The organism is Pedosphaera parvula Ellin514, assembly GCF_000172555.1.
Taxonomy (GTDB): domain Bacteria; phylum Verrucomicrobiota; class Verrucomicrobiia; order Limisphaerales; family Pedosphaeraceae; genus Pedosphaera.
Map to the genome: position 1 here is coordinate 39201 of NZ_ABOX02000010.1, position 23048 is coordinate 62248.

Here is a 23048-nt window from a genome sequence, read left to right on the forward strand (position 1 = left end):
TGCAATAGTTTGTTCAAACTTTTTTGCTACTATTTTGCCAGTGTGGTTAATCTAGTCCTCCTGCTTGCCTGCAAACTACAATTGTGAGAGCCGAATTTGCACGATTTTCGAGAAAGAAAACAAATCAAAGTGCTACATGACTTGACCATTCAGAGAACCTTACCGGACTCCGGCGCTTGGCCTGATTATCGGATTCACCGTCCTATCGCAATTCCAGTGGAGTCGTTTGGGCAAAATATTAAGTCGTGATGGCCGCAAACGCCCCCTGAGCTTGTGTAGAGTTATTTAGTCCAATAAGTGCTGCCCGGCGAAGGAACGAACAAGCTGAGCGCCAGCTTGCTATACCGAATGTCAAAAGAAATTTCCGAATGGCAGGAGGGATTTTGATTTGAGGCAAGGCGGAGGCCGCAGGCGCTATCAGTAGATAGCGACCAGGCCGACAACGCCGCCTCAAATCAAAAGCACCCTGCTCACAATGACTAATGAATTTCCCCGTCCCCAAGCCCATGACTCATCAGTCTCCACTTTCTGCAGACTTATTTTCTGCCTTCCTTCCGGTTCTTTTCCCCATTTCGGAAATTAATATTGGCATTGGGTATATACAAAGCTCAGGCTTTTACGGTAAACCTGAACACTTGGGCGCCGTATTCCGGCAAATCGAGATACAAACCTTGGCTCACCATTTCTGCTCCACTGCGCATATGACATTCATTGCCAAGTAAATCGCGCATCTCCCAATCGTGCCTTTTCAAATCGGGCTCCTCGAGCCAGATACGACACTGGCCGCGATGTGACGCCAGATTCACCACCACCACATCAATTTTCCAGTCCACCTTTTTCCACTGCACAACGACGAAGTTTTGCATCGTTGGATTCCCATCCCAGGCGGCTTGTGGTTGCAGCACTTTGCCTTCTCCCTTTCCCACGGCGGATTTCCTTAAGCTGGTGAGGAGGTTGAAGTACATCTCTTCAATTTGCGGAACCGCTTTCTCTCGTGGCCAACGCCCAAGTTGCACGGGCGTTTGTATTTTTACCCCTTGCATCTGCCCCTCGTACAATAACCGCATCCCCGGCAACCCTATCATCACCAGTGCCGCTGCACGTTCTTCTTCCAAAGACAAAATCGATGAGATCCTCTTCTCATCATGGTTTTCCAGAAAATGCACACTTCTGGCCAGATACTCAGGCGGGTTGTCCAACAAATGCCTCTGAAACTCACTGTATCTCCGTTCCACGAGCAGATCATAGCTGTCCTTATCGTAGGTATAATCGAAGCCAAGCGATTGCAGCTTTCCTTCCAATCCCCAGTACGCCTCCGCAATAAACAGAAACTCGGAATTGTCTGCCTTTACAGCTGAAATCGCCTCTGACCAAAACTCTCCTTCCGCGCTTGCATGATTGGCGGGAAAGTGAGTCCACGTTTTCTGGAACACCCCGTTGAGCAACAGCATCGCCATGTCGCATCGGACTCCATCGCATCGACGGGCAATTGATCTCAGTACTTGAATCATTGCTGTTCGGGTCGCGGGATTCCGATAATCCAACTGCACCGTGTCTGTCCAGGGCCCAAAATATGGGTCCTTCCCATGTGCAATCCAAAGCGTTCCGCGTAAGGTCCGTTCCTGAAAGGTTCCATCCCTCCTGGCGCTGCTGTGAACGAGTAACTCCGGCCACGACTCGACCCACGGATGATCCAGGCCCACGTGATTCGGCACAAAATCCAAAACCAGCTTGAGCCCATGTCCATTCAGTCTCAGGCGAAATTTCTTCAGTCCTGCTTCGCCGCCCAAATCTGCAGGCACCTCATAATCAGCTATGGCATAAGGTGAACCCGGCACATCCTCTTCCTGCCATCCAGGCAAAAGCTCCGTGTATCGCTGGCGCAAACTCGGGTTATGCAAAGCATGCGATCTGCTCTTCGGCCCCGTGGTCCATATGCCCATCAACCAAATATGGGTAAACCCAAGCTGCTTCCACCGATCAAACTCGGAATCAGGAACTGATTCGAGTGTAACTGGCCTGCCCTGCTCTTCTGCTAATGAGCGCAACCAGCAGCGCGTATTAATTTCATGGAGAAGAGGATGGCCCATACATGAGAGCAACATCTTAAACAGGCACTACTCACCCTCTGCAACGCGAGGCGTGAAATTATGTGTTCAGAACTTTGAGAGCTTTCTGCGCATTGGATGTACGCAGGATCATCAACCCTTTTTTCGCATTCGGACTGGTCGCGCTGTAGCAGTACTCGATGTTCACGCCAGCTCCCGCCAGTTTGTTCGCGATATTTGCCAGCGACCCGGACTTATTGTCGCCCTCCAACATGATGACATCGTCCTCAACCACCAATGTTCCATGTTCCTCGAAGACATCGATCGCCTTCCGCGAATCACTCACCACCATGCGTATAACGGTATGGTCCACAGTATCACTGGTGGTGATGGCGTAAATATTGACCTTCACCTTGCTTAATGCTTCACAGACACGCGCCAGCGTGCCCGGGCGATTATCAAGGAAAATAGCGAGTTGTTTGGTGATTTCCATAATTAGTTGCGAATCCCGAATTTAACTGCGAACGATAAGGAAACAGTGCTCCGCTTCTCCCATCTTCGCAATCCGAAACTGAATGTTCGTTTACCTGTCAGAAGCCGCCCTTTGGCGCCGGCTCGGTCTTTTCCTCCGCGGGTTCATGCACCGGCCGCCCGGAAGGCTTCGCTTCGGATGGATGTGGCACTACCCGCCAGAAACGGGTCACGGTTCCCTTCCAGTTCTTCAAAATTTCGTTTGCGCGCGGTGACTCGGTATTCTCCAAATGAGCATAAATCAACGACTGCACCCGCTTGATTTCCTCCACATCGCTCAACCGTTCAATACCAATCATCGCATCATTATAACGATTTGGAAAAATATTTTCCGGATCATAAACATACGCCCTTCCCCCGCTCATTCCGGCGCCGAAGTTACGTCCGGTCGTTCCCAAAACAATCACCAGGCCGCCGGTCATATATTCACAACCATGATCACCCACGCCCTCCACGACTGCCACGCCTCCGGAATTGCGCACACAGAAACGCTCACCGGCTCGCCCCGCCGCAAACAACCGGCCGCCGGTCGCACCATACATTATGGTGTTGCCCAGGATCGTGTTATCCGACCACACAAACTTGCACTTGTCTGATGGCCGCACGATGATCTCGCCGCCGTTCATGCCTTTGCCAACATAATCGTTGGCTTCGCCCACCAATCGCAGCCGGATACCCTTGGCCAGGAACGCGCCGAAACTCTGTCCCGCGCTGCCCTTGAACGTAATATCAATCGCTCCTTCTTCGAGCCCTTTGTCCCCCACCGTAAAACCAATGTGACCGGAAATCCGCGTGCCGATGTTCCGATGAACGTTGGTCACTTCATACGACAGCTTTACTTTGCCATTGCCATTCAATGCATCCTTGGCGGCATGCATGATCTTGTCATCGAGTGAGCTGTCACCAAATCGCTCGTTCCGCTCGCGTGTATGGATGCGCGTCGCCGTCCCGCTCGGATCTACCTGGTAAAGCAGTTTGCTCAGATCCAAACTAGCCACTTTCGCCCGTATCTCTTCAGGAAAATCCTCCACTGGCCTGCGCTCCAGCAAATCTGTTCGTCCCACGATTTCGTTCAAGGAACGAAATCCCAAATTGGCCAAAATCTCTCTTACTTCCTGCGCCACGCCATTGAAAAACGCAACCACGTTTTCCGGCTTGCCTCGAAACTTCAGCCGTAATTCCTCTTTCTGCGTCGCCACTCCTACGGGACAGGTGTTGAGGTGACACACACGGAACATCGCGCAACCGGCTGCAATCAATGCCGCCGTGCCGAAATTAAATTCCTCCGCGCCCAAAATCGCCGCCATCACAATGTCTCGGCCGGTCTTCATGCCGCCATCGGTGCGCAACACGATTCGCGATCGCAAATCATTCAACATCAAAGTCTGGTGCGCTTCGGCAACACCAAATTCAAACGGCCCACCCGCATGTTTGATGGAACTCAACGGTGACGCACCTGTCCCACCATCATGTCCGCTGATCAACACCACGTCCGCATACGCCTTCGCCACACCTGCCGCGATCGTTCCCACACCCGATTCCGAAACCAGCTTCACGCAAACCTTCGCGCGAGGGTTCACCTGTTTTAGGTCGTAAATCAACTGCGCCAGATCCTCAATGCTGTAAATATCATGATGCGGCGGCGGGGAAATGAGCGGCACTCCCGGCACGCTGTGACGCAACCGCGCGATCAACGGCGATACCTTGTGCCCCGGCAACTGACCTCCTTCACCGGGCTTCGATCCCTGCGCCATCTTGATTTCCAACTCCGTTGCGCTCGCCAGATATTCCGGGGTCACCCCGAAACGTCCTGACGCCACCTGCTTGATCGCCGAATTCGGATTATCCCCATTGGGACGAACCGAGTAACGGACCGAATCCTCGCCGCCTTCACCCGAGTTCGATTTGCCACCGATGCTGTTCATCGCGATTGCCAGTGCTTCATGCGCCTCTGGCGACAACGCACCCAAACTCATTCCGGCAGTCGTAAAACGGCTGCGAATATTGTCGACCGGCTCCACCTCTTCGAGCGGCACCGGCATCCCCGGTTTGAAGCGCAGCAGGTCACGAGGAGCCACTGGCTCACGCTTCTGCACTGTCTCCATGAACTTCAAAAACTCCTCGCGCTTGCCACTCTTGATGAAACGATGCAGCGTCAGCACGACCTGCGGATTGTAAGCATGAAATTCTCCGCGACCGCCCTTGGCCACCCGGTAATTCCCGCCATCATCCAGGAACGCAGACTCAGGAGTTCCATATGCCTGCTGATGACGGCGTAACGCATCCTCCGCAATCTGCGCCAGTGAAATCCCGCCAATCTGCGAAGTCGTCCCAAAGAAGCATCGGTCTACCACTTCGTCGGACAATCCAATCGCCTCGAAAATCTGCGCACCGCGATAACTCGCAATAGTTGAAATTCCCATCTTCGACATGATCTTTAGCATCCCGCTTTCTATCGCCGTGCGGAAATTCGCAATCGCCTTCTCTAGGGAAATATCTCCGTATTCACCACTCTCCACCGATTGCCGGATCGTATCGATCGCAATATATGGATTCACCGCCGATGCCCCGTATCCCATGAGACACGCAAAATGATGCACATCACGCGCCGCGCCTGATTCCACCACGATGGAAATCCGCATGCGCTTTCCTTCGCGAATCAAATGATGATGCACCGCTCCCACTGCCAGCAACAAGGGAATCGGCACCTTGGCCGCATCGGTAAAACGGTCACTCAACACCAGAATCGCCTTGCCATTCTCCACTGCCAGCGATGCCTTCTCACAAATGGATTGCAACGCTGCTTCAAAATCAGAGGCACCTTGCTCCGCGCTGAAATGACAAAACACCGTCTCACTTTTGAACGCCGGATCAGGAATGTTCTCCAACGCCTTCAGCTCGTAATCAAGCAGGAATGGACTATCCACGCGCAATACCTTCGCATGCTCTGGACTCTCCTCCAGCCACGACTTCCGCGGTCCGATGTAAGTGGACAACGACATCACGATCTTCTCGCGAATGCTGTCGATCGGCGGATTCGTCACCTGCGCAAAAAGCTGTTTGAAATAATCGTAAAGCAAACGCGGCTTCTTCGAGAGCACCGCCAGCGGCGTGTCATCACCCATCGAACCAACCGGCTCATTCGCCGTCGTCGCCATTGGCTTCAAAACCTCGCGCAACTCTTCCTGGTCCCAACCGAAAACAATCTGCTGCAACGTCAAGTCCAGGATGTTTACCGGATTATGATTCACCTCGAAAGGTTTTGCATGCTCCGTCAACAGCAACATGTTCTTCTTGCACCAATCTGCATACGGCTTCAGCCCCGCCACGTATGCCTTCACCTCATCGTTGTCGAGCAGCTTGCCTTCTTTGGTGTCGATGGCGATGATCTTGCCCGGCCCGAGTCGCCCTTTCTGAACGACATCCTTTTCATTCAGATGCACCACGCCCGCCTCGCTGCCCATCACCATCAAACCATCCTCATAAATCTTGTAACGCGCCGGCCGCAGTCCATTGCGATCCAAGGTTGCGCCAATGAAACGTCCATCACTAAACACCACCGCCGCCGGTCCATCCCAAGGTTCATTCAAGCAGGAATGAAACCGATAAAAGCCCTTTAAATCCGGCTTCATGTCAGTCATCTTCTCCCAGGCTTCCGGTGCCAGCATCATCACGCTGTGCAATACATCCCGCCCGCTCAACTCCAGAACTTCCAGCGCATTGTCCAGCGCCGCCGAATCGGAACCGCCGGGCTGAATGATTGGCTTGAGCAAATCCACCTGCTCCTTCCAAACTTTCGATGTCAGTTCCTTCTCCCGCGCCCGAGTCCAATTCTTGTTGCCCAGCAATGTATTGATCTCACCATTATGCGCCAACATGCGGAATGGGTGCGCCAATTGCCAGTTTGGAAACGTGTTTGTTGAGTATCGTTGATGAAAAATCGCCAGTGCCGTCGTGAACAACGGGTCCTTCAAATCGGGATAAAATTTCTGCAACTGCGGCGCATTAAACAATCCCTTATAGACAATCGTCCGGCTCGAAAATGATGGAATGTAAAATCCTTCGATCTTCTCCTCATTGGCGCGTTTCTCCGCCACTTTCCGGGCCAGGAACAAGCGGCGTTCATATTCCGCATCGCTCCAACCCTGTGTGCGTCCCAGCAAAACCTGCTGAACTTCCGGCATCGTATCCTTCGCCTTGTCGCCCAGGCACCGCGCATTCGTCGGCACCAAGCGCCAGCCGAAACTATGAATCCCAAACTGCGCCACCGCTTCATCCACGATCCGCTGGCTGTTGCTGATCGCATACTTGTTCCCGCGTGGCATGAAAATAAATCCCACCGCCAGGTCCGCATCATTCATCAACTTGCCACCCAGCTTTTCCACCTCACGACGGAAAAACTCGCGCGGCAACTGCGTCAACACGCCCGCCCCGTCACCCGTCTTCGCATCGGCGTCGAGCGCGCCGCGATGCGCCAGGTTGCACAACGCCTGAATCGCATATTCCAAAATACGATGCTCCCGCTTGCCATGGATGTTGGCGACAAAACCAACGCCGCAGGCATCATGTTCGAACTTCGGATTATACAGTGAATTGGGCAGGTTCGGATACATATTCAAATCGTCTCCAAACTAACAGATTTTACTATTACTGCAATGATTTCGAAATACCTTCGGAAGTGTCCGAGTTGACTCATAATTAATGACACCGGAGAGAGGTTGGGAAGCCGGACTGAAGGAATACGTTGCCTCACGGGAAAATGACACCGACAAACTTGGAGAATGAAGATGCCAAAGAGCAGTTGTCGGACGGAAGAGTTGGAACGTTTGCGGAGGCGGTATGCCGGTCGAGGGCGGGAAGGAAAAACGCGGATGCTCGATGAGTTTTGTGAACATCATGGCTATGATCGCAAGCATGCGATCAAGTTGTTGGGGGATCAATTGCCCAAGCCCAAGGGCGGAGTGCGCCCCGGGGCCGAACCGGTCTATGAGCCGGTGCGTGAGGTGGTCGAGCGGATCTGGAAAGCCAGTGAACAGCTTTGTGGCAAGCGGCTGGAACCGGCGCTGGCCCTGTGGTTGCCGCATTATGGCAAGCACTACGGCAGTCTTTTGCCAGCACAGAAGAAGCTCTTGGGAAAGGTCAGTGCCGCGACCCTGGACCGGCTGCTGGCGCCGCTCAAAGCGGAAGTCCCTCGCCGGTTATGTGGCACCCGGCCCGGCACGCTGTTGCGGACCCAGATTCCCATTCAGGGGGAAGTGTGGGATGAGCAACGTCCGGGATTTTTGGAGGCGGACAGCGTGGCGCATTGCGGTTCCAGCCTGGCGGGTGATTTCATTTGGAGCCTGACCTACACGTGTTTGGGGAGTGGGTGGACGGAAGGTCGGGCCGTGTGGAACAAGGGTGCCCAAGGGGTGTTGGAGCAAACCCGGGACGTGGAAAAAAACCTGCCATTTCCTTTGCTGGGGATGGATTTTGACAATGGGAGCGAATGGCTGAACTGGCATCTGGTGCGTTACCTGCAGGAGCGCGTGGTGCCCGTAAAACTCACCCGCTCACGCCCTTATCATAAAGATGACAATGCGCATGTGGAGCAGAAGAACTGGATGTGGCCGCGGCAGGTTCTGGGCTATGCCCGGTTGGAATCTCCGGCAGCGGTGCCCTTGATCAACCAGCTTTACAAGGAAACCTGGGGGCCATTGCAGAACTTTTTTCTGCCCTCAGCCAAGCTGGTGGCCAAGCATCGGGAAGGCAGCCGCTGGGTTCGCCGTCACGACCGTCCGCAGACGGCCTACCAGCGGCTGGTGAGCAGCGGACAACTGGGTAGGAAACAGGCGCAACGGTTGCGCGACTGGTATTACGCCGTCGATCCCTTTGAACTGGCCAGGCAAACGGATAAACAACTCAGACCGATCTTAAAATGAGGACGGGATGGAAGAATGAGAAATTTTTTTGCCCCTGCTGCTGCAGCAGCAGGGGCAAAAGGACCCTCCTGACGGAGGGAAAAACAATAAACACGTCGGTGTCATTTAATGTGAGGCAACGAATACCCAAATCCGGTCCAATCCCCGGTGTCATTTATCCTTGAGGCAACAGGTGTCTTCTTGATTGAGGTTTGATCCTGCTTTCAGGCTCTGAACGGAGGGTATTTAGTTGTCACCTATTCTTACCCTCCTTCGTCGTCACGGAACCCGGGTTTGTAAATTCCATTCTGCCACTCACTCCACAGTCGATCCGCCAGAAGTTTTACTTAACTTACTCGGAGTCAAAGAAGCATGTTCAGATCATCTTAAGAAGAAAGCCCCGCTCCTCCTTGGAATAGCGGGGCTGATTCATGTTACGTATTACACCCATTGCTCGCTTTCCCCTATTCCGATATGGGGAAAAACCCGAAGTCTTCGCCCGAGCCTGCCAATCAGCTAACTCGCAACCCATCACCGCACCTCGGACAATCAAGGCCAGGGTGCCGCTTCATTGACGTTCTTGGACTGCGTTTTTCTTTCCTCCTTTTTTCTCGCCTGTCACCGGCCTGCGTTCTATACCTTGCCGGTGAGGAAGAAACCGGGAATCATCATCGTCGCTCTGGTCACCCTGCTTGTTGCCGGGCTATTGTGGCCAGTGCTGCATCCACGTGAACCTATGTTTCACGGCAAGCCGGAAAGTTTTTGGCTATATGGCCTGACCAACACCTTTAATCCCGCACTGGTGTCCGCCTGGAGTGCCCACCAGCGAACTTGGAATGAGTTTGGTCCCGAAGCCGTTCCACTGCTGGTCAAAGCCATGCAATTACAGGAGAGCCCGGCGCAAAAAGCCTATTCCAAATACTGGAACAAGCTGCCGGCACGAGCGCAGAACCTACTCCCCGCTCCAGTGAACTACTCGCAGATTCGCATAGGTGCCTTGATTATGTTGAACTCCGTTGGGCGGCGTCACCGGGTTCCCCTGCCACCTTTGGTTCAAGCACTCGAAGACAGCCATTGGGAGATGCGAATGAATGCCCTCAGTTGTTTAGGCAATAACGTCCTGCCAACGCTGGGACCCGAAAAGGAAAAGCTTCTCCCCGCCTTGATTCGCGCCATGAACGATTCGCATACAGAGGTAAGGATGAACGCAGCCGCAACACTGCAATACTTTCCCAGCAACGCCCAAACAGTGGTTCCTGTCCTTACCAAAGCCTTGAACGAGAGGGATGCCGACATCCGCATTCGCGCTGCCGTTTCCCTGAATAAAATCGATCCGCAACTGGCCGCCAAAGCCGGCGTTGTTGCGGTTGCCGCCGATGCTTTGAAATCAAACGGTCCATTCCGCTCCGCCCATTTGGCGGCCAAATTCCTGAAGGAGTTAAGCAAGGACTCCAGTTCAGCCATCCCAGCTCTGATGGGAGGCCTCGAAAATGGGAAGGATCCGACGGTCCGACAGCTGTCAGCGGCTACTCTTGGTGAAATTGGACACCCCGCTCACGAAGCAGTTCCAGCACTGCTAAGAGCCGTGCGCGAAGACCCGTCCATCGGCGTTCGCGCTGCATCCTCCAATGCCCTGCTCACTATTGACTTTGAAGTTCCGCAAAAAGCAGATCCAAATTGACCCAGCCCAAACTCAGAAGACAACTGCAAGGTGTGGCTCCGGAACATGATTCAGGAACGCCACTTGGGAATCACTTGCAACCTCATCAAACCGGACACGCACAACCCTCGGCTTAAGCGATCTCATTGTGACGAATGGGCTCTCCGGTTTTAGAATTCCAGAGCTGGACAACCCACCGGCGCAATTCAGCTGGCCCGGAATCTCCCGCCTGACCTTTCGACCGGAAAATTTCAATGCCGCAAGTATCCGGAATGAACCGCCAATTGCTTTGGGAATGGCACCGTCTCCACATGTCCGCTGGCGCGGAATATCATCACAATCTGAACGTCGGGAATATGATGTTCCACGGCAAACGAAATCGCCTTCTCTGAAAATTTGAAGTCGTATGCATCCGCCATGCTGTTCGTCCACGCATCCAGACTCCTGAAGTAGAGTCCCGTCCTGGTATCTTGAAGAAGAATTTTCATTGGTTGGGTGCGCTCTCTGCTTGAATGTACTCTGAGCCGAATTCTCCTCAATGGGTTGTTCGCCCCAATTCACTGATTCCCTCCCTCGCCAATCAAAACTCCCATTTGCTCCATCCGCGATCAGTTCACCACATCCCGAAGTTCGCCAATCGCAATTCAAAAATCAAAAGTCGCAAATCCTCAATCCTCCGCCCTACTCCCCCTTCTGCAATTGATCCACCTGCCATTTAACCATGTTCCGAACCATCTGTATTTCAGTTTCAGAAAGCTTCGCCTTCTTGGTATCAACCGCGAACGCAGTGTACCAAATCTCCTCCGCCGGTTTATACTTCATTGTCTGCGTAATGCGTCGTTCCATGTCCTGCATGTGACCGGTCCCGTAAAAAACCGCGAGCGATCCGGAGTTCTTCACCTTCCTGGCCTCCGCCTGCAAATCCTCCACCACGACCTTGTTGCGTGACTCGATCAGCACCTTCACCAGTTGCTTCATATCCTCCGGCAACCCCTTGACGTCGGTGAGTTCTCCTTTTAAACCCCCCAGTGTTTCAATCAAGGTCAGTTTGGCAATCGCCTGTAATTTCGGACTCGACCCCATGAATTGCATGCCCATCTTCATCACCGTTCCCAGGAAGGAACTCCCATCCATGACTTGCATCAGGTAACCAAATGAGGAATTCCCCCGCCCTCCGCCTTCGACTGAAGTTGTTGCGTTGGTACCCTGGGCCACCATCAGTTTTTGTATCTCTTGGATCGACAAGTCACTATTGAAAAAATTGGACCGATCATAATCGATGGCATCCAGTTGAAAAACCAATCCCAGAGAGTGCGCCAGTGTCTGTTGAATCGATTCCTCTTCCGGTTTGCCAGACCCGGCTTCCTTATCCTTCAGCGGATTGGTTAATGCGAGTTCATTGTTGCCTCCCCGCACACGTCGCTTATGGACATCGGCATTCACACCTTCATAAAGCACCACCGTGCTCCCATTCAGTAGTGTTTGCAAATCCGCATAATAATTCGTCTCTCCAACATGCGAGGTCCCCACCAACCAGACCGCGGGACCCTTGCCTCTCATCGGCACAAGTTTTCTGACTGCAATCTGCAATGCCACGGTGTTTGTATCGGGGTGCCCAATCCGCGTATACGGTTGCGGTGGCGCAATGGGACTGTCGCTCGCTTTGTTTGTGCTGCAACCTCCGCAACAAAAAACGGCGCAGGAAAGGAAGAGACACAGAACCGCCTTACCGACAACAGGACGAGTTCGTGAATATTTTCGAAACAGTCGTACGAGAGACAGTTGCATTGGCACCAAACTACGTCAGCCGGTCTGCCCTGTCACCCGTAAACCAACCTATTAAACTCCTTGTCTCGTTGCCATGCGCACTTCTGAATCACACTTTGCGCGGAGGGCTTTCCAGCTTTCCGCGCTTTTTCGTACTTTAGAAATAATTGAGGTAAACACCCTATTCCAGAATCGACGGTAACAATGGTATAAAACATGGCCAATATGGACCCGGCTATCCAAGTACCTCAAGCGAACATCCCACTTTCTTCCAATCGCCTCGAAAGGGCAGAAGGGCTTCGTTGTGGTCGAAGAGTTTTACGCTTGCCAGCTGAGTGCAGTTTGCCTCTGCGGCAATCCCAAGCCATTAGGCAATTACGTCTGCGCCATCTGCTGGCGACAGGTTCCCGAAGAGCTAAAGAAGGAGCTCACCTGGCATGGCTTCAAAGATAAAACTGTACTGGTGAAACGCATCGAAGCCATCGCCTCCTGTCGCAACTCGGATTACATCGAAGGAATGAGATTGACCAGGCATGGATTTCCTCTCCTGCGCACCTCCGAACCCATGGAGTTTATGCGCATGTTTGAGCCTCAAACCGAAATCGTGCAAACGGAAATTAACAACCCGCAAGAGCCCGCAACCTTGAGTCGACTACCCACCGATTGGGAGGAATGGCTTTAGGAGCCTGTTTTAAAATTATGGAGGGTGCTGTTTTCGCGCCAAAGGCCGGATGGCAAGGCGCGACGAAGGAGAATATCCCTGGTGGATCTTCGACTGAGGAGCAACGCCGCCAGGCGGCCTTTGGCGCGAAAACCCTCCGGGCGGCAGTGCTTTTGGCCGCAGCCTGCGTTGGCTCGGCCCTCACAGCCCGCTTGGGGGGATGCTCCGGCCTCGCCGCCTTGGCCGCGGCCAAAATCCCCAACCGCAGCACCCTCCATAATTTTAAAGCAGGCTCTAAGCTCTTTTCCCCAAACTTTTGAAAATGGCCGTGGAAAAATTCAGACCTGCCTGCTAATCTGGAGGCATGGGATTGTCTGCCATGAACTTAAGCCGGCGCTTGAGTCTAATTTTTCTCGGTATTACGGCCACCATGCTCATTGCTGGTCAAACCGTCCTTAAATCGCATCTGCAACAGCAGGCATTCATTTATTATTGGTTGATTTGCTTCACTTTCACCGCCCTCACTTTCATTGCCGCCCTGATCGACTTGCGTTCTGTCCGCCGCCGCTCACGGGAAGAACAAAAGGACCTGCTTCGCAAGGCTTTGCTGGACTTGGATAAAACCAATCGGGACGGCCATAAGGATCGGCCGGATCAGTTCGAATAGGCTGTTCATTTAAAGCGTTGATTCTGATTGTATTTCGTAAAATTCTGAAGCATCCTTTTGCAGTTGGCAGCATATGAATTCTTCCACCGCCGCCCAAACACCTGAGATGCCCTCGGAAAGCCAGAAAGCAGCCCTAATCACCCTCCTGTCAGATGAGGATCCCGGAGTGTACCAAACGATTCGCGATAAAATTCTATCCTTCGGCCACGAATCCCTCTTCTGGTTGCGTCCCCATACTTTGAGCAGCAACCCCGCGTTGCGCCGCCGTGTTCAGGAGATTGTTCAACATTTCGCTCGTAAAGAGGCCGATAATCGTTTTCTCGCTTTCTGCCTGACGGAGGGAGAAGATTTAAACTTGGAACAAGGCGCCTGGCTCCTGACTCAGACTCAATTTCCTGATACGAACCTCGAGGCTTATCAGGCACTGCTTGACAGCTATGCCGGTGAACTTCGCGAACGCATTGATCCACGCGGTGAGGCGGAACATATCATCGGTAATTTTAACGACTACCTGTTCGGTGTCCTTGGCTTTACTGGAAACGAACAGAACTACTACGAACCCGAAAATAACTACTTAAACCGGGTCATGGATCGTCGGACTGGCAATCCCATAAATCTTTGTCTGGTTTATCTGCTGCTCGCGAAACGTCTTCGCCTCCCCATTGTAGGCATCGGGCTGCCTGGTCATTTTATCTGCCGTTTCCAGTCCTCATCCGAGGAATATTACATCGACGTCTTTAATAAAGGGAAATTGTGGACCAAGGCCAACTGCATCCAGTACCTCCTCTACGGAAACTATCCGGTCTCCGATGAACACCTTGCCCCGGTCACTTCTCGTCGGATGTTAATACGCATGTGCGGAAACCTTCACCAGATTTATCACAATCTGGACCGGCACGATGAAACCACCCGTCTTCAAAGGTATCTCATCGCTCTCGCAAAATAGCTTTCAGAGCCTGTTTTAAAATTCTGGAGGGTGCTGTTTTCGGGCAAAAGGCTGGATGGCAAGGCGCGACGAAGGAGAATATCCCTGGTGGATCTTCGACTGAGGAGCAACGCCGCCAGGCGGCCTTTTGCGCGAAAACCCTCCGGGCGGCAGTGCTTTTGGCCGCAGCCTGCGTTGGCTCGGCCCTCACAGCCCGCTTGGGGGGATGCTTGGTGCCCGTGCGGAAGCACCTCGCCGCCTTGGCCGCAGCCAAAATCCCCAGCCGCAGCACCCTCCATAATCTTTAATCAGGCTCTCAACTCGGAATCCACTTGGCCTGCCATCGCGCGATAATTGGGTCAGCTCTGGCGATGATGAAGTAAGCCCATCTCTGTTTGAAACGTTCCCACCAACTCCTCGATTTCCGCCAGGCTTCCAGCTCGATTTGCCGGCAGTTTTGAAGATTATTCTCAAACAAACTTCTCGCCTCATCTGCCAGATCATCGTTTTTAAAACGCAGCATGAACTCATAGTTTATATATAAGCTGCGCGGGTCCAGATTTGATGACCCAACATAAACCACGTCATCCACCAAAATCATTTTGGCATGCAGGATTTGTGGCTGATATTCGTAAATCTCAATTCCCGCCCTCAGCATGCGTCGATACAAACTTTGGCCCGCAAGTTGCGACAACGTTACATCCGATTTTCCGGCCAGGATTAATTGCACTCTTCCACCGCGTCTCGCAATGCGAAACAAATCCCTGCGAATCTTGCGCGTCGGCACAAAATAGGCGGCAATGATTTGAACGCTCCTCGCGTGCATCAGGTCCGTCCGTAACGCCCTCTTAAAAGGACTTCCGCGTCCGGGACCGCTCAGCAATAATTCCCCATCCTGCTTGATGATGTCTTTCTTGGCCGAAGATTTTCGCCACTGAGCAAACCGTTTGTGCGATGTATAAGCGCGCCCGAACATCTCATCAAATGTGGCTGCCAGATCCGCAGCCAGGGAATTCTCGATTCGCAGTCCCAAATCATACCATCCTGTCTTGATACCATCTCCCTCGTATTCCTTCGCAATATTAAACCCTCCCACAAACGCGACCTCTTCATCGCACACGAGCATTTTACGATGGTCGCGAAATCCAAACCGTTTAAGCCGGTTCGGATTAAACCACCGCGCTTCTCCTCCAGCGGCGATCAGTGGCTGCCAATAATCCGATCGAAGTCGCTGCGACCCCAGCGAATCCACCATGACTTTTACCTTTATGCCCCGCTGACATGCCTGGATCAAAGCCTGTCGAAACTTTTCGCCCACTGAATCGTCAGAATAAATGTACGTTTCCAGCCGGATGGACTTTTGGGCCGAATGGATTGCCTCCAACATGGCCGGAAAAACATCATTTCCAGTGCATAACCAGTTGTAACAATTGGAGTTAAGCAATAGCATCTTTCAAGAATATTATTCCCAGTCCACTTAGTTTGCAATACGGCCAAACCATCGCGCTAGCGGGCAATTGGCCCTATATTGGACGAAAGTGCAAAAGAAGCGAAATAGTTTCAAATTTTTCATTGGTTCGTGCATCTATACCTATGTGCGAACATTACTGGCTTTAATAGGGGTGGTTCTACTGGGTGCTTTCGCGACCAAGGCTCAGGCAGCTCATACTCAGGCCTCCTTGATTTTGTCTGAAAGCACCGCTCGTCCCGGCTCCTCAATCATGGCCGGCATCCACCTGCACATGGACCAGGGCTGGCACACTTACTGGCGCAATCCCGGGGATTCCGGCATTCCCACCAAAATCAAGAAATGGGAGTTGCCCGCTGGAGTCACAGTCGGTGAAATACAATGGCCGGTTCCCGAGAAGATGTTCATTGGGGCGCTTACCGCCCACGTTTATAACGATGATGTCGTCCTGCTCGTTCCTCTCACCATTTCCTCCGACGTTAAACCCGGCCCCCTAAAACTCGCAGCCGATCTCTCCTGGCTTGAATGCAGTGAAACCTCCTGCGTTCCTGGCAGAAAAACAGTGGAAGCCTCTCTAAATATCAGCGGCGAGTCCGCCCCTTCTCCCGAAGCCACATTGATTGAAACTTTCAAGAAGCGACTCCCGCAATCTAAACCCGACCTTGCTGCCAGCGCTTCGTGGGAAGCCAATGTCACCACCAATACCCGTCCAATCGTGTTCGAATGGGCTTCCAACAATGGTTTCGCCAATCCAGATTTCTTTCCTTTCGACAACACCAAATACGAGTTCCTCACGAATGCACACATCCTGCCACTAGCAGCGGGCAAACTAAGGGTTCAGAAGATTCTTAAAAAGACAGCAGGCGATTGGCCTGCAAAACTTTCAGGTTTATTGGTGGAACAGACCGGCGAAGCGCCTATCGCCTACGAAGCCGATTTGGCCATCACGAGTTCTTCCAACCCTCAAATTGCCCCTACTCCACCGCCGACAACTACCTCTGGAACTCGTAATTCCGACAATGCTGATGCGCTCGCCGCTCCCGGAACTCAATCCATGCCGATGAAGCTATTCTACGCGTTTCTTGGAGGAATGATTCTCAACATCATGCCCTGTGTGCTCCCAGTGATTGCCCTGAAAATTTTGGGCTTCGTGAGTCAGGCTCACGACCATCCCCGTGAGGTCCGAAAGCTGGGCTTGGTCTATGCCGCCGGTGTTCTGACTTCGTTTCTAGTCCTTGCTGGTTTGATCATTGGCGTAAAGCTGGCCGGCCATCGGGCGGGTTGGGGCATGCAATTCAGCAACCCGCAATTCATCGTCATAATGACCATCCTGGTTACTTTGGTTGCACTAAATTTGTTTGGCTTATTCGAGATTACCCCCGGTTCAAAAGTCATGAGTGCTGCGGGAACCCTGGCCGCTCGAGAAGGGACCTCGGGTGCATTCTTTAACGGTATCCTGGCTACGGTCTTAGCCACTCCCTGCACTGCGCCATTCTTGAGCGTGGCACTCGGTTTCGCCTTGGCACCTCAACAATCCAACTTAATCGTTGTGCTTTTCTTTCTTACGATCGGCGTGGGACTTGCCTTTCCATATGTCCTCCTCAGCTTCTTCCCACAATGGTTGAAGTTTCTCCCCAAGCCCGGCATCTGGATGGAAAAATTCAAGATTGCCATGGGCTTTCCTATGCTCGCCACCGCTTTCTGGCTCTTCAGCCTGACGTTCACACATTATGGAAAGCGCGTCTGGTGGCTCGGCATCTTCCTCGTGCTCGTCGGAATGGCCGCCTGGATTTACGGTGACTTTATCCAACGAGGCCGCAAACGAAAAGGAATCGCTGCGGCCCTGGCGCTCGCGCTCCTGATCTTCGGTTATACCTTCGTCGTTGAGGGCAAATTGCAATGGCGCTCCCCCATCGTGGAAACCGGCAACACAGCTTCGCTCAAGGAAAGCCCGGATGGAATTGACTGGCAACGTTGGAGTTCACAGGCAGTCACCCAGGCACGCGCCGCCGGCCGTCCTGTCATCGTCGATTTCACCGCCGATTGGTGCGCCACCTGTCAGGCAAACAAATCTGCCAGCATTGATGTTCCCAGCGTTCGCGAAAAGTTGAGGCAGCTCAATGGGCTCGCTTTCGTTGCCGATTATACGAAAACTCCTCCCGAAATCACCGAGGAATTGAATCGTTATGAACGTAGCGCTGTGCCCTTGGTCCTGGTCTTTTCTGCCAATACCAACCGGCCACCGGAAATCCTTCCTGAAAATCTTTGGGCGCTGGGCCCCGGCGTCGTGCTCAAGGCTCTGGATAAGGCCGTTCAGAAATAATTACAGAGTTCCTGCCTGGTAATGCCGTTGCCCTATCTGCGGACGAGCTCAAATTTAAGCGTCACCGGTGAAGCTGCCCGAAGTGCCTCCTGCAATTCGCCTCGACGCGAATAGGTTTGGACAAGTTGCCTCCCTTCACATCTGAGGCTCACTGAATCATCTTGGAATGGCCACGGCTCCACTGACACTCTGGTCCCACTTTCATCCTTTGGACAGAGTTTGAGATGGGTGACTCCACCCGCCGTACGCACATTCTCGATCACCCGCTCCTCTTGCAATCCCATGCATAAAAGCAAGGACAGCCAATCCCACAACGAAACCAATTCCCGGTTGCGTTGAATCATCCCCTCTCCGCTCAGTGGTCCATAATAATAATCATTTTCCAGCGAGGTAATTATGGAGGTCTGCAACTGCTCCTGCTCACCTCTGAATTTTTTCTCGAGCGACCTGTCTTCGTCTACTTGTGAAGGCTGGCTTTCACATAGCCAGGTGAAATGCATCGATACCAAAAGCGCGGCATACCTGTCGTATTTCAATACTTGTTGGATACTTTTAGTCCAAATGCCCAGATGCGCCTGTGCCGGCAGTTCCAGAAATGTATGTGGTAATCCAGTTTTGGAGTTGAGTGTCGGTGCCATTTCCCAGTCTAGAAAACCGACATCATGCAACGCTGCCGCCAGGCTCACCTCCTCATGCGGTTCAAAGCTTCCGAAAGCATTGTTACCCCAGTGCCTCGCCAATTGTCCCGCAACCCAGGCATGCGCTGGTTGAGTGATGGCGATAACATCCTCCCCTTCTTTTCGCAGTAGCATACAAAATCACAATAACACAGGATTACCTCGGTTCCACCTGGGCTTTACGCTCCACCCGGTGAAGCAGGTAAATGTCCTCACTCCCTCACGCAGTTCTTGATTCCTTAACCCGAATTGACACAATTAAGACTATGACATCTTCGGCAAAGCCTTATATTCAGGTAGTTCGTGTCTTCATCTTTTCTCTCGTTGCCCTCCTATTTTGCGTGCAGTCAAATGCTGCGGACAGTGACAAAAAATATAACGTCCTGTTTATCGCCATTGATGATCTGAATACCTCCTTGGGTTGCTACGATCATCCGCTCGTTAAATCCCCGAACATTGATCGCCTGGCGCAAAAAGGCGTCCGCTTCGATCGCGCCTACTGCCAATATCCGCTTTGTAATCCCAGCCGTTCCTCCCTCCTCGGCGGAGTGCGTCCGGACACTTCCAAAATTTACGGCAACGGCATGCCCATCCGTAAAGTTTTCCCTGACATCGTCACCTTGCCGCAACTTTTCAAAAATAATGGCTACTATTCCGCACGCGTCGGCAAAATTTACCACTACGGCGTTCCCGGCGACATCGGTACGAGTGGGCTTGATGATAAGCCTTCATGGAATGAGTTCGTCAATCCACGCGGCCGCGACAAGGATGAGGAAGCGGACGTGATTAACTTCACTCCCTTCGTTCACAACCTCGGCGCTTCTCTCGCCTACCTGCAAATCGGCGGCACTGATGAAGAAGAAACCGATGGCAAAGTTGCCACCGAAACCATCCGCCTCCTGCGCGAGCACAAAGACAAACCGTTCTTTATTGCCGCCGGCTTTTACCGTCCGCACGTCCCCGACATCGCCACGAAGAAATATTTCGATCTTTATCCGAAGGAAAAAATCGAGCTGCCAATCGGACCAAAGGAACACTTTAAAGACATTCCTGAAATGGCTCTGACGGTGAAGCCATTGAATTATGGTCTCACCGATGATCAGCTCCGCTTGTTCAAGCGGGCTTATTTCGCCAGCATCAGCTTCGTTGATGCACAGGTCGGTCGCGTTCTGAACGAATTGGAAAATCTGAAGCTGGCAGATAAAACCATCGTTGTCTGCTTCGGCGATCACGGTTGGCTGCTTGGCGAACATGGCCAGTGGCAAAAGCAGAGTCTCTTCGATGAGTCTGTGCACGTGCCTTTGATGGTCTATCTTCCTGGCGCAAAGGGAAATGGCAAAGTCTCCCCTCGAACCGTCGAACTCCTTGACATTTATCCCACGCTCGCCGACCTCTGCGGACTCCAACCTCCTTCGAATCTCGAAGGTATCAGCCTCCGTCCGCTACTGAGTGAGCCCGCAGGAACTTGGGATCACCCCGCTTATACTCAAGTCCTCCACAAACAAAATATGGGCCGTAGCGTGCGAACTGAACGCTGGCGCTACAATGAATGGAATTATGGCAAAGACGGTGCCCAGCTTTATGACCACGATAACGACCCACACGAATGGCACAATCTCGCTAATGACCCAAAATACGTGACCGAAAAGGAAAAGCTTCAAAAACTTCTTCAAGCAAAGTTTCCCGTTCCCAACGATCAGCAACCGGCTAGGAAAGTCTCAGAAGCAAAACAACCGTGATATCACGCCTCAATCCTTAAAACTAAACTCCTGGCCAAGCTCTCGCCGGACACCCTCGATTTCATCGACCAACTCCTTGCGCAGCTTCAGTAATCGCTTCGCCGCACCGGGTGCGCGCAACAAGGTAAATGTATCCCAAACACCGGCACTCAACTGACGCATCTTCCGATAATAATGATGCGCTATGATCCCGCTGATGGGTAGTGAAGCGGCATACCACAAAGTTGCATGCCAGCCAAAGAACAGATGGAATACGCTCACACAGATTGCATACCACAAGCCAAAAATCACCAGCCCCGAAAGAATAATCGTCGTTGATATCTGCACCTTATGTTTGTCGGTGTTCGCAAAACGCCCAACCGCCCAATTCACAACCAGCACAGGAATCAAGCGATGCGCCCAGCCATAAATGGCAACCGGCGTTTCGATGATTGCCAACAAAGCCCACCAAACGCTCAGCCTTGCCAGGGTTCTCTTGCGCGGCTCTTCCAACCATTGCGCTGAAAGCTGCAATCGCTTGAGTCCCCCTTCGTATAGATCCAATTTCTGCGCGAAAGCAGCAGCCTTTTCTGGCGCAGTTTGATAAATGTGTTCGACAGTTCTGGCAACATTCTGGCTGATTCTCAACTCTGCAGCCCGAGCCGACATCGGTTCAGCCATCACACGATCGGCCACCAGCAAACGTTCCAAATAAAGCCGCTTAACCGCCTCCACGATCCTCGCCTGCTCCAATTGCGGTATATGTAAAATTAAAGATTGAATGCTTCGCTCGATCTTCTCGTTAAGCGCATGAATACACTCCTTCTTCCGCTCCGGATAACCTTCCAGGAAATCCGCGGCGCGAATTGCATCTCCAAAATTCACGAGCACATCACTGCGATACTTTTCCTTGGCGGAAAAATTCAATCCAACCGGAACCAACAATAATCCCAACTTGCCGCCATGCCGATGCTCCAGTTCCAACGCCATTCGGGCCGCACCGGTCTTTACGGTCTTCAATTGAGGATCATCATGGGTAATTCCTTCTGGAAAAATCCCAATGGCTTCGCCTTTCTCCAGGACCCGATAACAAGCCTCAAAGGTATCAGCAACCGACCGCATCGCACGTGGATCATCCTTCACGCGATTGATTGGAATGACTCCACAGTTCGTAAGCAGCCATTTCAACGGCTTGAATTGAAACAGTTGAACTGTGGCCACGAAGTTGACCTTACGCGGCACCACCGCTCCAACCACGAAGGAATCCGTCAACGAATTGGGATGGTTGCAAGCGAGCAAGACCGGCCCCTGCAACGGCACACGCTCACCATGAAATCTTTCAATGCGCCTGAAGTACACCTTCAGACCAATCCGGCCTATCCACCGCATCGCGCGATAAAGTCCCGGAACTTTCATTCAAATGCCAAGCCTGTCTAGTCCGCTGAAACTCGCTTGCCACTCCCTGCTTCCAACCGCTCCAGGGTAACACGGCAAATATCCATCGCTGCGGAAGGCTTTCCCAGCGCCTTCGCGCACTGCGCCATCTCCACCATTTTCTTCGAGCCCAGCAATTGCCCCATGCGATACGGAAGATCCTCCACTCGATTCACCTTGGCCGCCGCGCCACGCTCAAGCAGGAAGTCGCTATTCGCCGCCTCCTGGCCCGGAATCGGATTCAAAATAAAAATCGGCTTGCCCATCGCCAATGCCTCGGAAGAAGTAAGCCCCCCGGGCTTCGAGATCACAAGGTCTGAAACCGACATCAACTCATGCATGTTGGTGACGAAGCCAAGCACATGCGTCGGATGTTTTCTGTCCTGCACCGCCAGTTCACGACGCAACTCTTCATTCCTTCCCGCCACGACCAAGGTCTGAAATTGTTGTGGCACTTTATCCAGCTCAGCCAGAATCTCAGCCACCGGCCCCATGCCAAATCCTCCGCCTAATACTAGCAGAATCGGCAGATCATCCCGCAATCCATAACGCTTTCTGACTTCGGCTCCATTGATCTGGGACGAGAATTTTCCCGCAATCGGTATCCCGGTGACGATCACATTTTCTGACACGGCGCCTCTCGCCACTAGTCGCGCCTTGGTCTCCTCAGCCGCTACACAATAAAAGTCAGAGCTTGGCCCCATCCAGAGCGCATGGGCCTCAAAATCGGTAACGACCGTCGCCACCAAAGGTGGTTTGCCTTCCCACTTCTCCTTCGCCCGCCACATTACTTCGACCGGCAAGTAATGCGTACAGAATACAACGTCCGGCTTGAATTTCTTGATATACTTAATGGTTCGCAAGGTGCTCGCAGGAGGAATTGCACGCCGAAACTTCGTGAGGCGACGAACCAGCTTGGGGTTATCCGTCTTCTTGAAAAGCATCGCCCACAGGTCCGGCGCATGCTCCACCAGTTTCACGTAACCGGCAGAATGAACGGTTTTGTGCAGCGGCGAGAAGAATTTTTGCAAGTCCACCTTCTCCACGACATCCTTTGGGCGCATCGCTCGCCAGGCCTCATCCAACGCCGCCGCCGCCTGCAGGTGACCAGCACCCGCCGTAATCGTTGCAATCAAAACGCGCATAGTTTGGTTCCGAACCCTCCCGCCTGGGAAGTCTCCCCCCAAACTTGCCTGAGCTTCGGCACCGTGAGAAGCTGAAAAGCGTCTATTTCGAAGCCTGCAAGTACGACAGAAGATCGCGCAATTC

General features: G+C 52.7%; 17 protein-coding genes. 8 read left to right on the forward strand and 9 right to left on the reverse strand.

What is annotated here, in order from left to right; translation table 11 throughout:
* Positions 1-608: 608 nt before the first annotated feature.
* The 3 genes from CFLAV_RS09825 to gltB form a co-directional block, all read right to left on the reverse strand.
* Positions 609-2105 (reverse strand): alpha-amylase family glycosyl hydrolase, encoded by a 1497-nt coding sequence (locus CFLAV_RS09825; protein WP_007414553.1) that lies wholly within the window; start codon positions 2103-2105, stop codon positions 609-611.
* Positions 2106-2148: 43 nt separating this feature from the next.
* Positions 2149-2541, reverse strand: coding sequence for an ACT domain-containing protein (locus CFLAV_RS09830; RefSeq protein ID WP_007414554.1), 393 nt, complete (start codon positions 2539-2541; stop codon positions 2149-2151).
* Positions 2542-2638: 97 nt separating this feature from the next.
* On the reverse strand, positions 2639-7192 hold the full coding sequence (gene gltB, locus CFLAV_RS09835) for a glutamate synthase large subunit (RefSeq protein WP_007414555.1): 4554 nt from the start codon (positions 7190-7192) through the stop codon (positions 2639-2641).
* A gap of 168 nt (positions 7193-7360) precedes the next feature.
* On the opposite strand from gltB, the gene CFLAV_RS09840 reads away from it, so the two are divergent.
* Together CFLAV_RS09840 and CFLAV_RS09845 are read left to right on the forward strand one after the other, a co-directional pair.
* The gene (locus CFLAV_RS09840) at positions 7361-8500 is read left to right on the forward strand and encodes a hypothetical protein (RefSeq protein WP_083808748.1); all 1140 of its coding nucleotides are present in this window, start codon (positions 7361-7363) and stop codon (positions 8498-8500) included.
* 625 nt (positions 8501-9125) lie between these two features.
* Entirely contained in the window at positions 9126-10160 is a 1035-nt protein-coding gene (locus CFLAV_RS09845) for a HEAT repeat domain-containing protein (protein WP_150107346.1), read from the forward strand.
* A gap of 230 nt (positions 10161-10390) precedes the next feature.
* On the opposite strand, the gene CFLAV_RS09850 is transcribed toward CFLAV_RS09845, so the two are convergent.
* A complete protein-coding gene (locus CFLAV_RS09850) occupies positions 10391-10627 on the reverse strand; it encodes a hypothetical protein (RefSeq protein ID WP_007414557.1) in 237 nt (78 codons plus the stop codon).
* Between the two features lie 193 nt (positions 10628-10820).
* Complete coding sequence (locus tag CFLAV_RS09855) at positions 10821-11735, reverse strand: hypothetical protein (protein ID WP_150107347.1); 915 nt, start codon at positions 11733-11735, stop codon at positions 10821-10823.
* Between the two features lie 475 nt (positions 11736-12210).
* Here CFLAV_RS09855 and CFLAV_RS09860 point away from each other — a divergent pair, with 475 nt between their 5' ends.
* The 4 genes from CFLAV_RS09860 (at position 12211) to CFLAV_RS09875 (ending at position 14180) form a co-directional block, all read left to right on the forward strand.
* The gene (locus CFLAV_RS09860) at positions 12211-12588 is read left to right on the forward strand and encodes a hypothetical protein (protein WP_007414559.1); all 378 of its coding nucleotides are present in this window, start codon (positions 12211-12213) and stop codon (positions 12586-12588) included.
* 17 nt (positions 12589-12605) lie between these two features.
* Positions 12606-12887, forward strand: coding sequence for a hypothetical protein (locus CFLAV_RS09865; protein ID WP_040547838.1), 282 nt, complete (start codon positions 12606-12608; stop codon positions 12885-12887).
* Between the two features lie 77 nt (positions 12888-12964).
* Positions 12965-13234, forward strand: coding sequence for a hypothetical protein (locus tag CFLAV_RS09870; RefSeq protein ID WP_150107348.1), 270 nt, complete (start codon positions 12965-12967; stop codon positions 13232-13234).
* 73 nt (positions 13235-13307) lie between these two features.
* Complete coding sequence (locus tag CFLAV_RS09875) at positions 13308-14180, forward strand: SirB1 family protein (protein ID WP_007414562.1); 873 nt, start codon at positions 13308-13310, stop codon at positions 14178-14180.
* Between the two features lie 295 nt (positions 14181-14475).
* Here CFLAV_RS09875 and CFLAV_RS09880 read toward each other — a convergent pair whose 3' ends face one another.
* Positions 14476-15546, reverse strand: a complete 1071-nt coding sequence (locus CFLAV_RS09880) for a phospholipase D-like domain-containing protein (RefSeq protein ID WP_160164548.1) — start codon at positions 15544-15546, stop codon at positions 14476-14478.
* A gap of 151 nt (positions 15547-15697) precedes the next feature.
* Here CFLAV_RS09880 and CFLAV_RS09885 point away from each other — a divergent pair, with 151 nt between their 5' ends.
* A complete protein-coding gene (locus CFLAV_RS09885; RefSeq protein WP_007414565.1) occupies positions 15698-17950 on the forward strand; it encodes a protein-disulfide reductase DsbD family protein in 2253 nt (750 codons plus the stop codon).
* 32 nt (positions 17951-17982) lie between these two features.
* Here CFLAV_RS09885 and CFLAV_RS09890 read toward each other — a convergent pair whose 3' ends face one another.
* Positions 17983-18762, reverse strand: a complete 780-nt coding sequence (locus CFLAV_RS09890; RefSeq protein ID WP_007414566.1) for a DUF3891 family protein — start codon at positions 18760-18762, stop codon at positions 17983-17985.
* A 131-nt stretch (positions 18763-18893) separates the two neighbouring features.
* Between CFLAV_RS09890 and CFLAV_RS09895 the strand changes: the two genes are divergently transcribed.
* The gene (locus CFLAV_RS09895) at positions 18894-20366 is read left to right on the forward strand and encodes a sulfatase (RefSeq protein WP_150107349.1); all 1473 of its coding nucleotides are present in this window, start codon (positions 18894-18896) and stop codon (positions 20364-20366) included.
* Between the two features lie 9 nt (positions 20367-20375).
* Here CFLAV_RS09895 and CFLAV_RS09900 read toward each other — a convergent pair whose 3' ends face one another.
* On the reverse strand, positions 20376-21761 hold the full coding sequence (locus CFLAV_RS09900) for a lysophospholipid acyltransferase family protein (RefSeq protein WP_007414568.1): 1386 nt from the start codon (positions 21759-21761) through the stop codon (positions 20376-20378).
* 17 nt (positions 21762-21778) lie between these two features.
* A complete protein-coding gene (locus CFLAV_RS09905) occupies positions 21779-22924 on the reverse strand; it encodes an MGDG synthase family glycosyltransferase (protein WP_007414569.1) in 1146 nt (381 codons plus the stop codon).
* Positions 22925-23048 lie beyond the last annotated feature (124 nt).

What these genes read in the sequence shown, in the direction of transcription:
- CFLAV_RS09825 (WP_007414553.1), bottom strand. Translation starts at nt 2,105, where the DNA reads ATGTTGCTCTCATGTATGGGCCATCCTCTTCTCCATGAAATTAATACG.
- CFLAV_RS09830 (WP_007414554.1), bottom strand. Translation starts at nt 2,541, where the DNA reads ATGGAAATCACCAAACAACTCGCTATTTTCCTTGATAATCGCCCGGGC.
- gltB (WP_007414555.1), bottom strand. Translation starts at nt 7,192, where the DNA reads ATGTATCCGAACCTGCCCAATTCACTGTATAATCCGAAGTTCGAACAT.
- CFLAV_RS09840 (WP_083808748.1), top strand. Translation starts at nt 7,361, where the DNA reads ATGAAGATGCCAAAGAGCAGTTGTCGGACGGAAGAGTTGGAACGTTTG.
- CFLAV_RS09850 (WP_007414557.1), bottom strand. Translation starts at nt 10,627, where the DNA reads ATGAAAATTCTTCTTCAAGATACCAGGACGGGACTCTACTTCAGGAGT.
- CFLAV_RS09865 (WP_040547838.1), top strand. Translation starts at nt 12,606, where the DNA reads ATGGAGGGTGCTGTTTTCGCGCCAAAGGCCGGATGGCAAGGCGCGACG.
- CFLAV_RS09875 (WP_007414562.1), top strand. Translation starts at nt 13,308, where the DNA reads ATGAATTCTTCCACCGCCGCCCAAACACCTGAGATGCCCTCGGAAAGC.
- CFLAV_RS09880 (WP_160164548.1), bottom strand. Translation starts at nt 15,546, where the DNA reads ATGTTGGAGGCAATCCATTCGGCCCAAAAGTCCATCCGGCTGGAAACG.
- CFLAV_RS09890 (WP_007414566.1), bottom strand. Translation starts at nt 18,762, where the DNA reads ATGCTACTGCGAAAAGAAGGGGAGGATGTTATCGCCATCACTCAACCA.
- CFLAV_RS09895 (WP_150107349.1), top strand. Translation starts at nt 18,894, where the DNA reads ATGACATCTTCGGCAAAGCCTTATATTCAGGTAGTTCGTGTCTTCATC.
- CFLAV_RS09900 (WP_007414568.1), bottom strand. Translation starts at nt 21,761, where the DNA reads ATGAAAGTTCCGGGACTTTATCGCGCGATGCGGTGGATAGGCCGGATT.
- CFLAV_RS09905 (WP_007414569.1), bottom strand. Translation starts at nt 22,924, where the DNA reads ATGCGCGTTTTGATTGCAACGATTACGGCGGGTGCTGGTCACCTGCAG.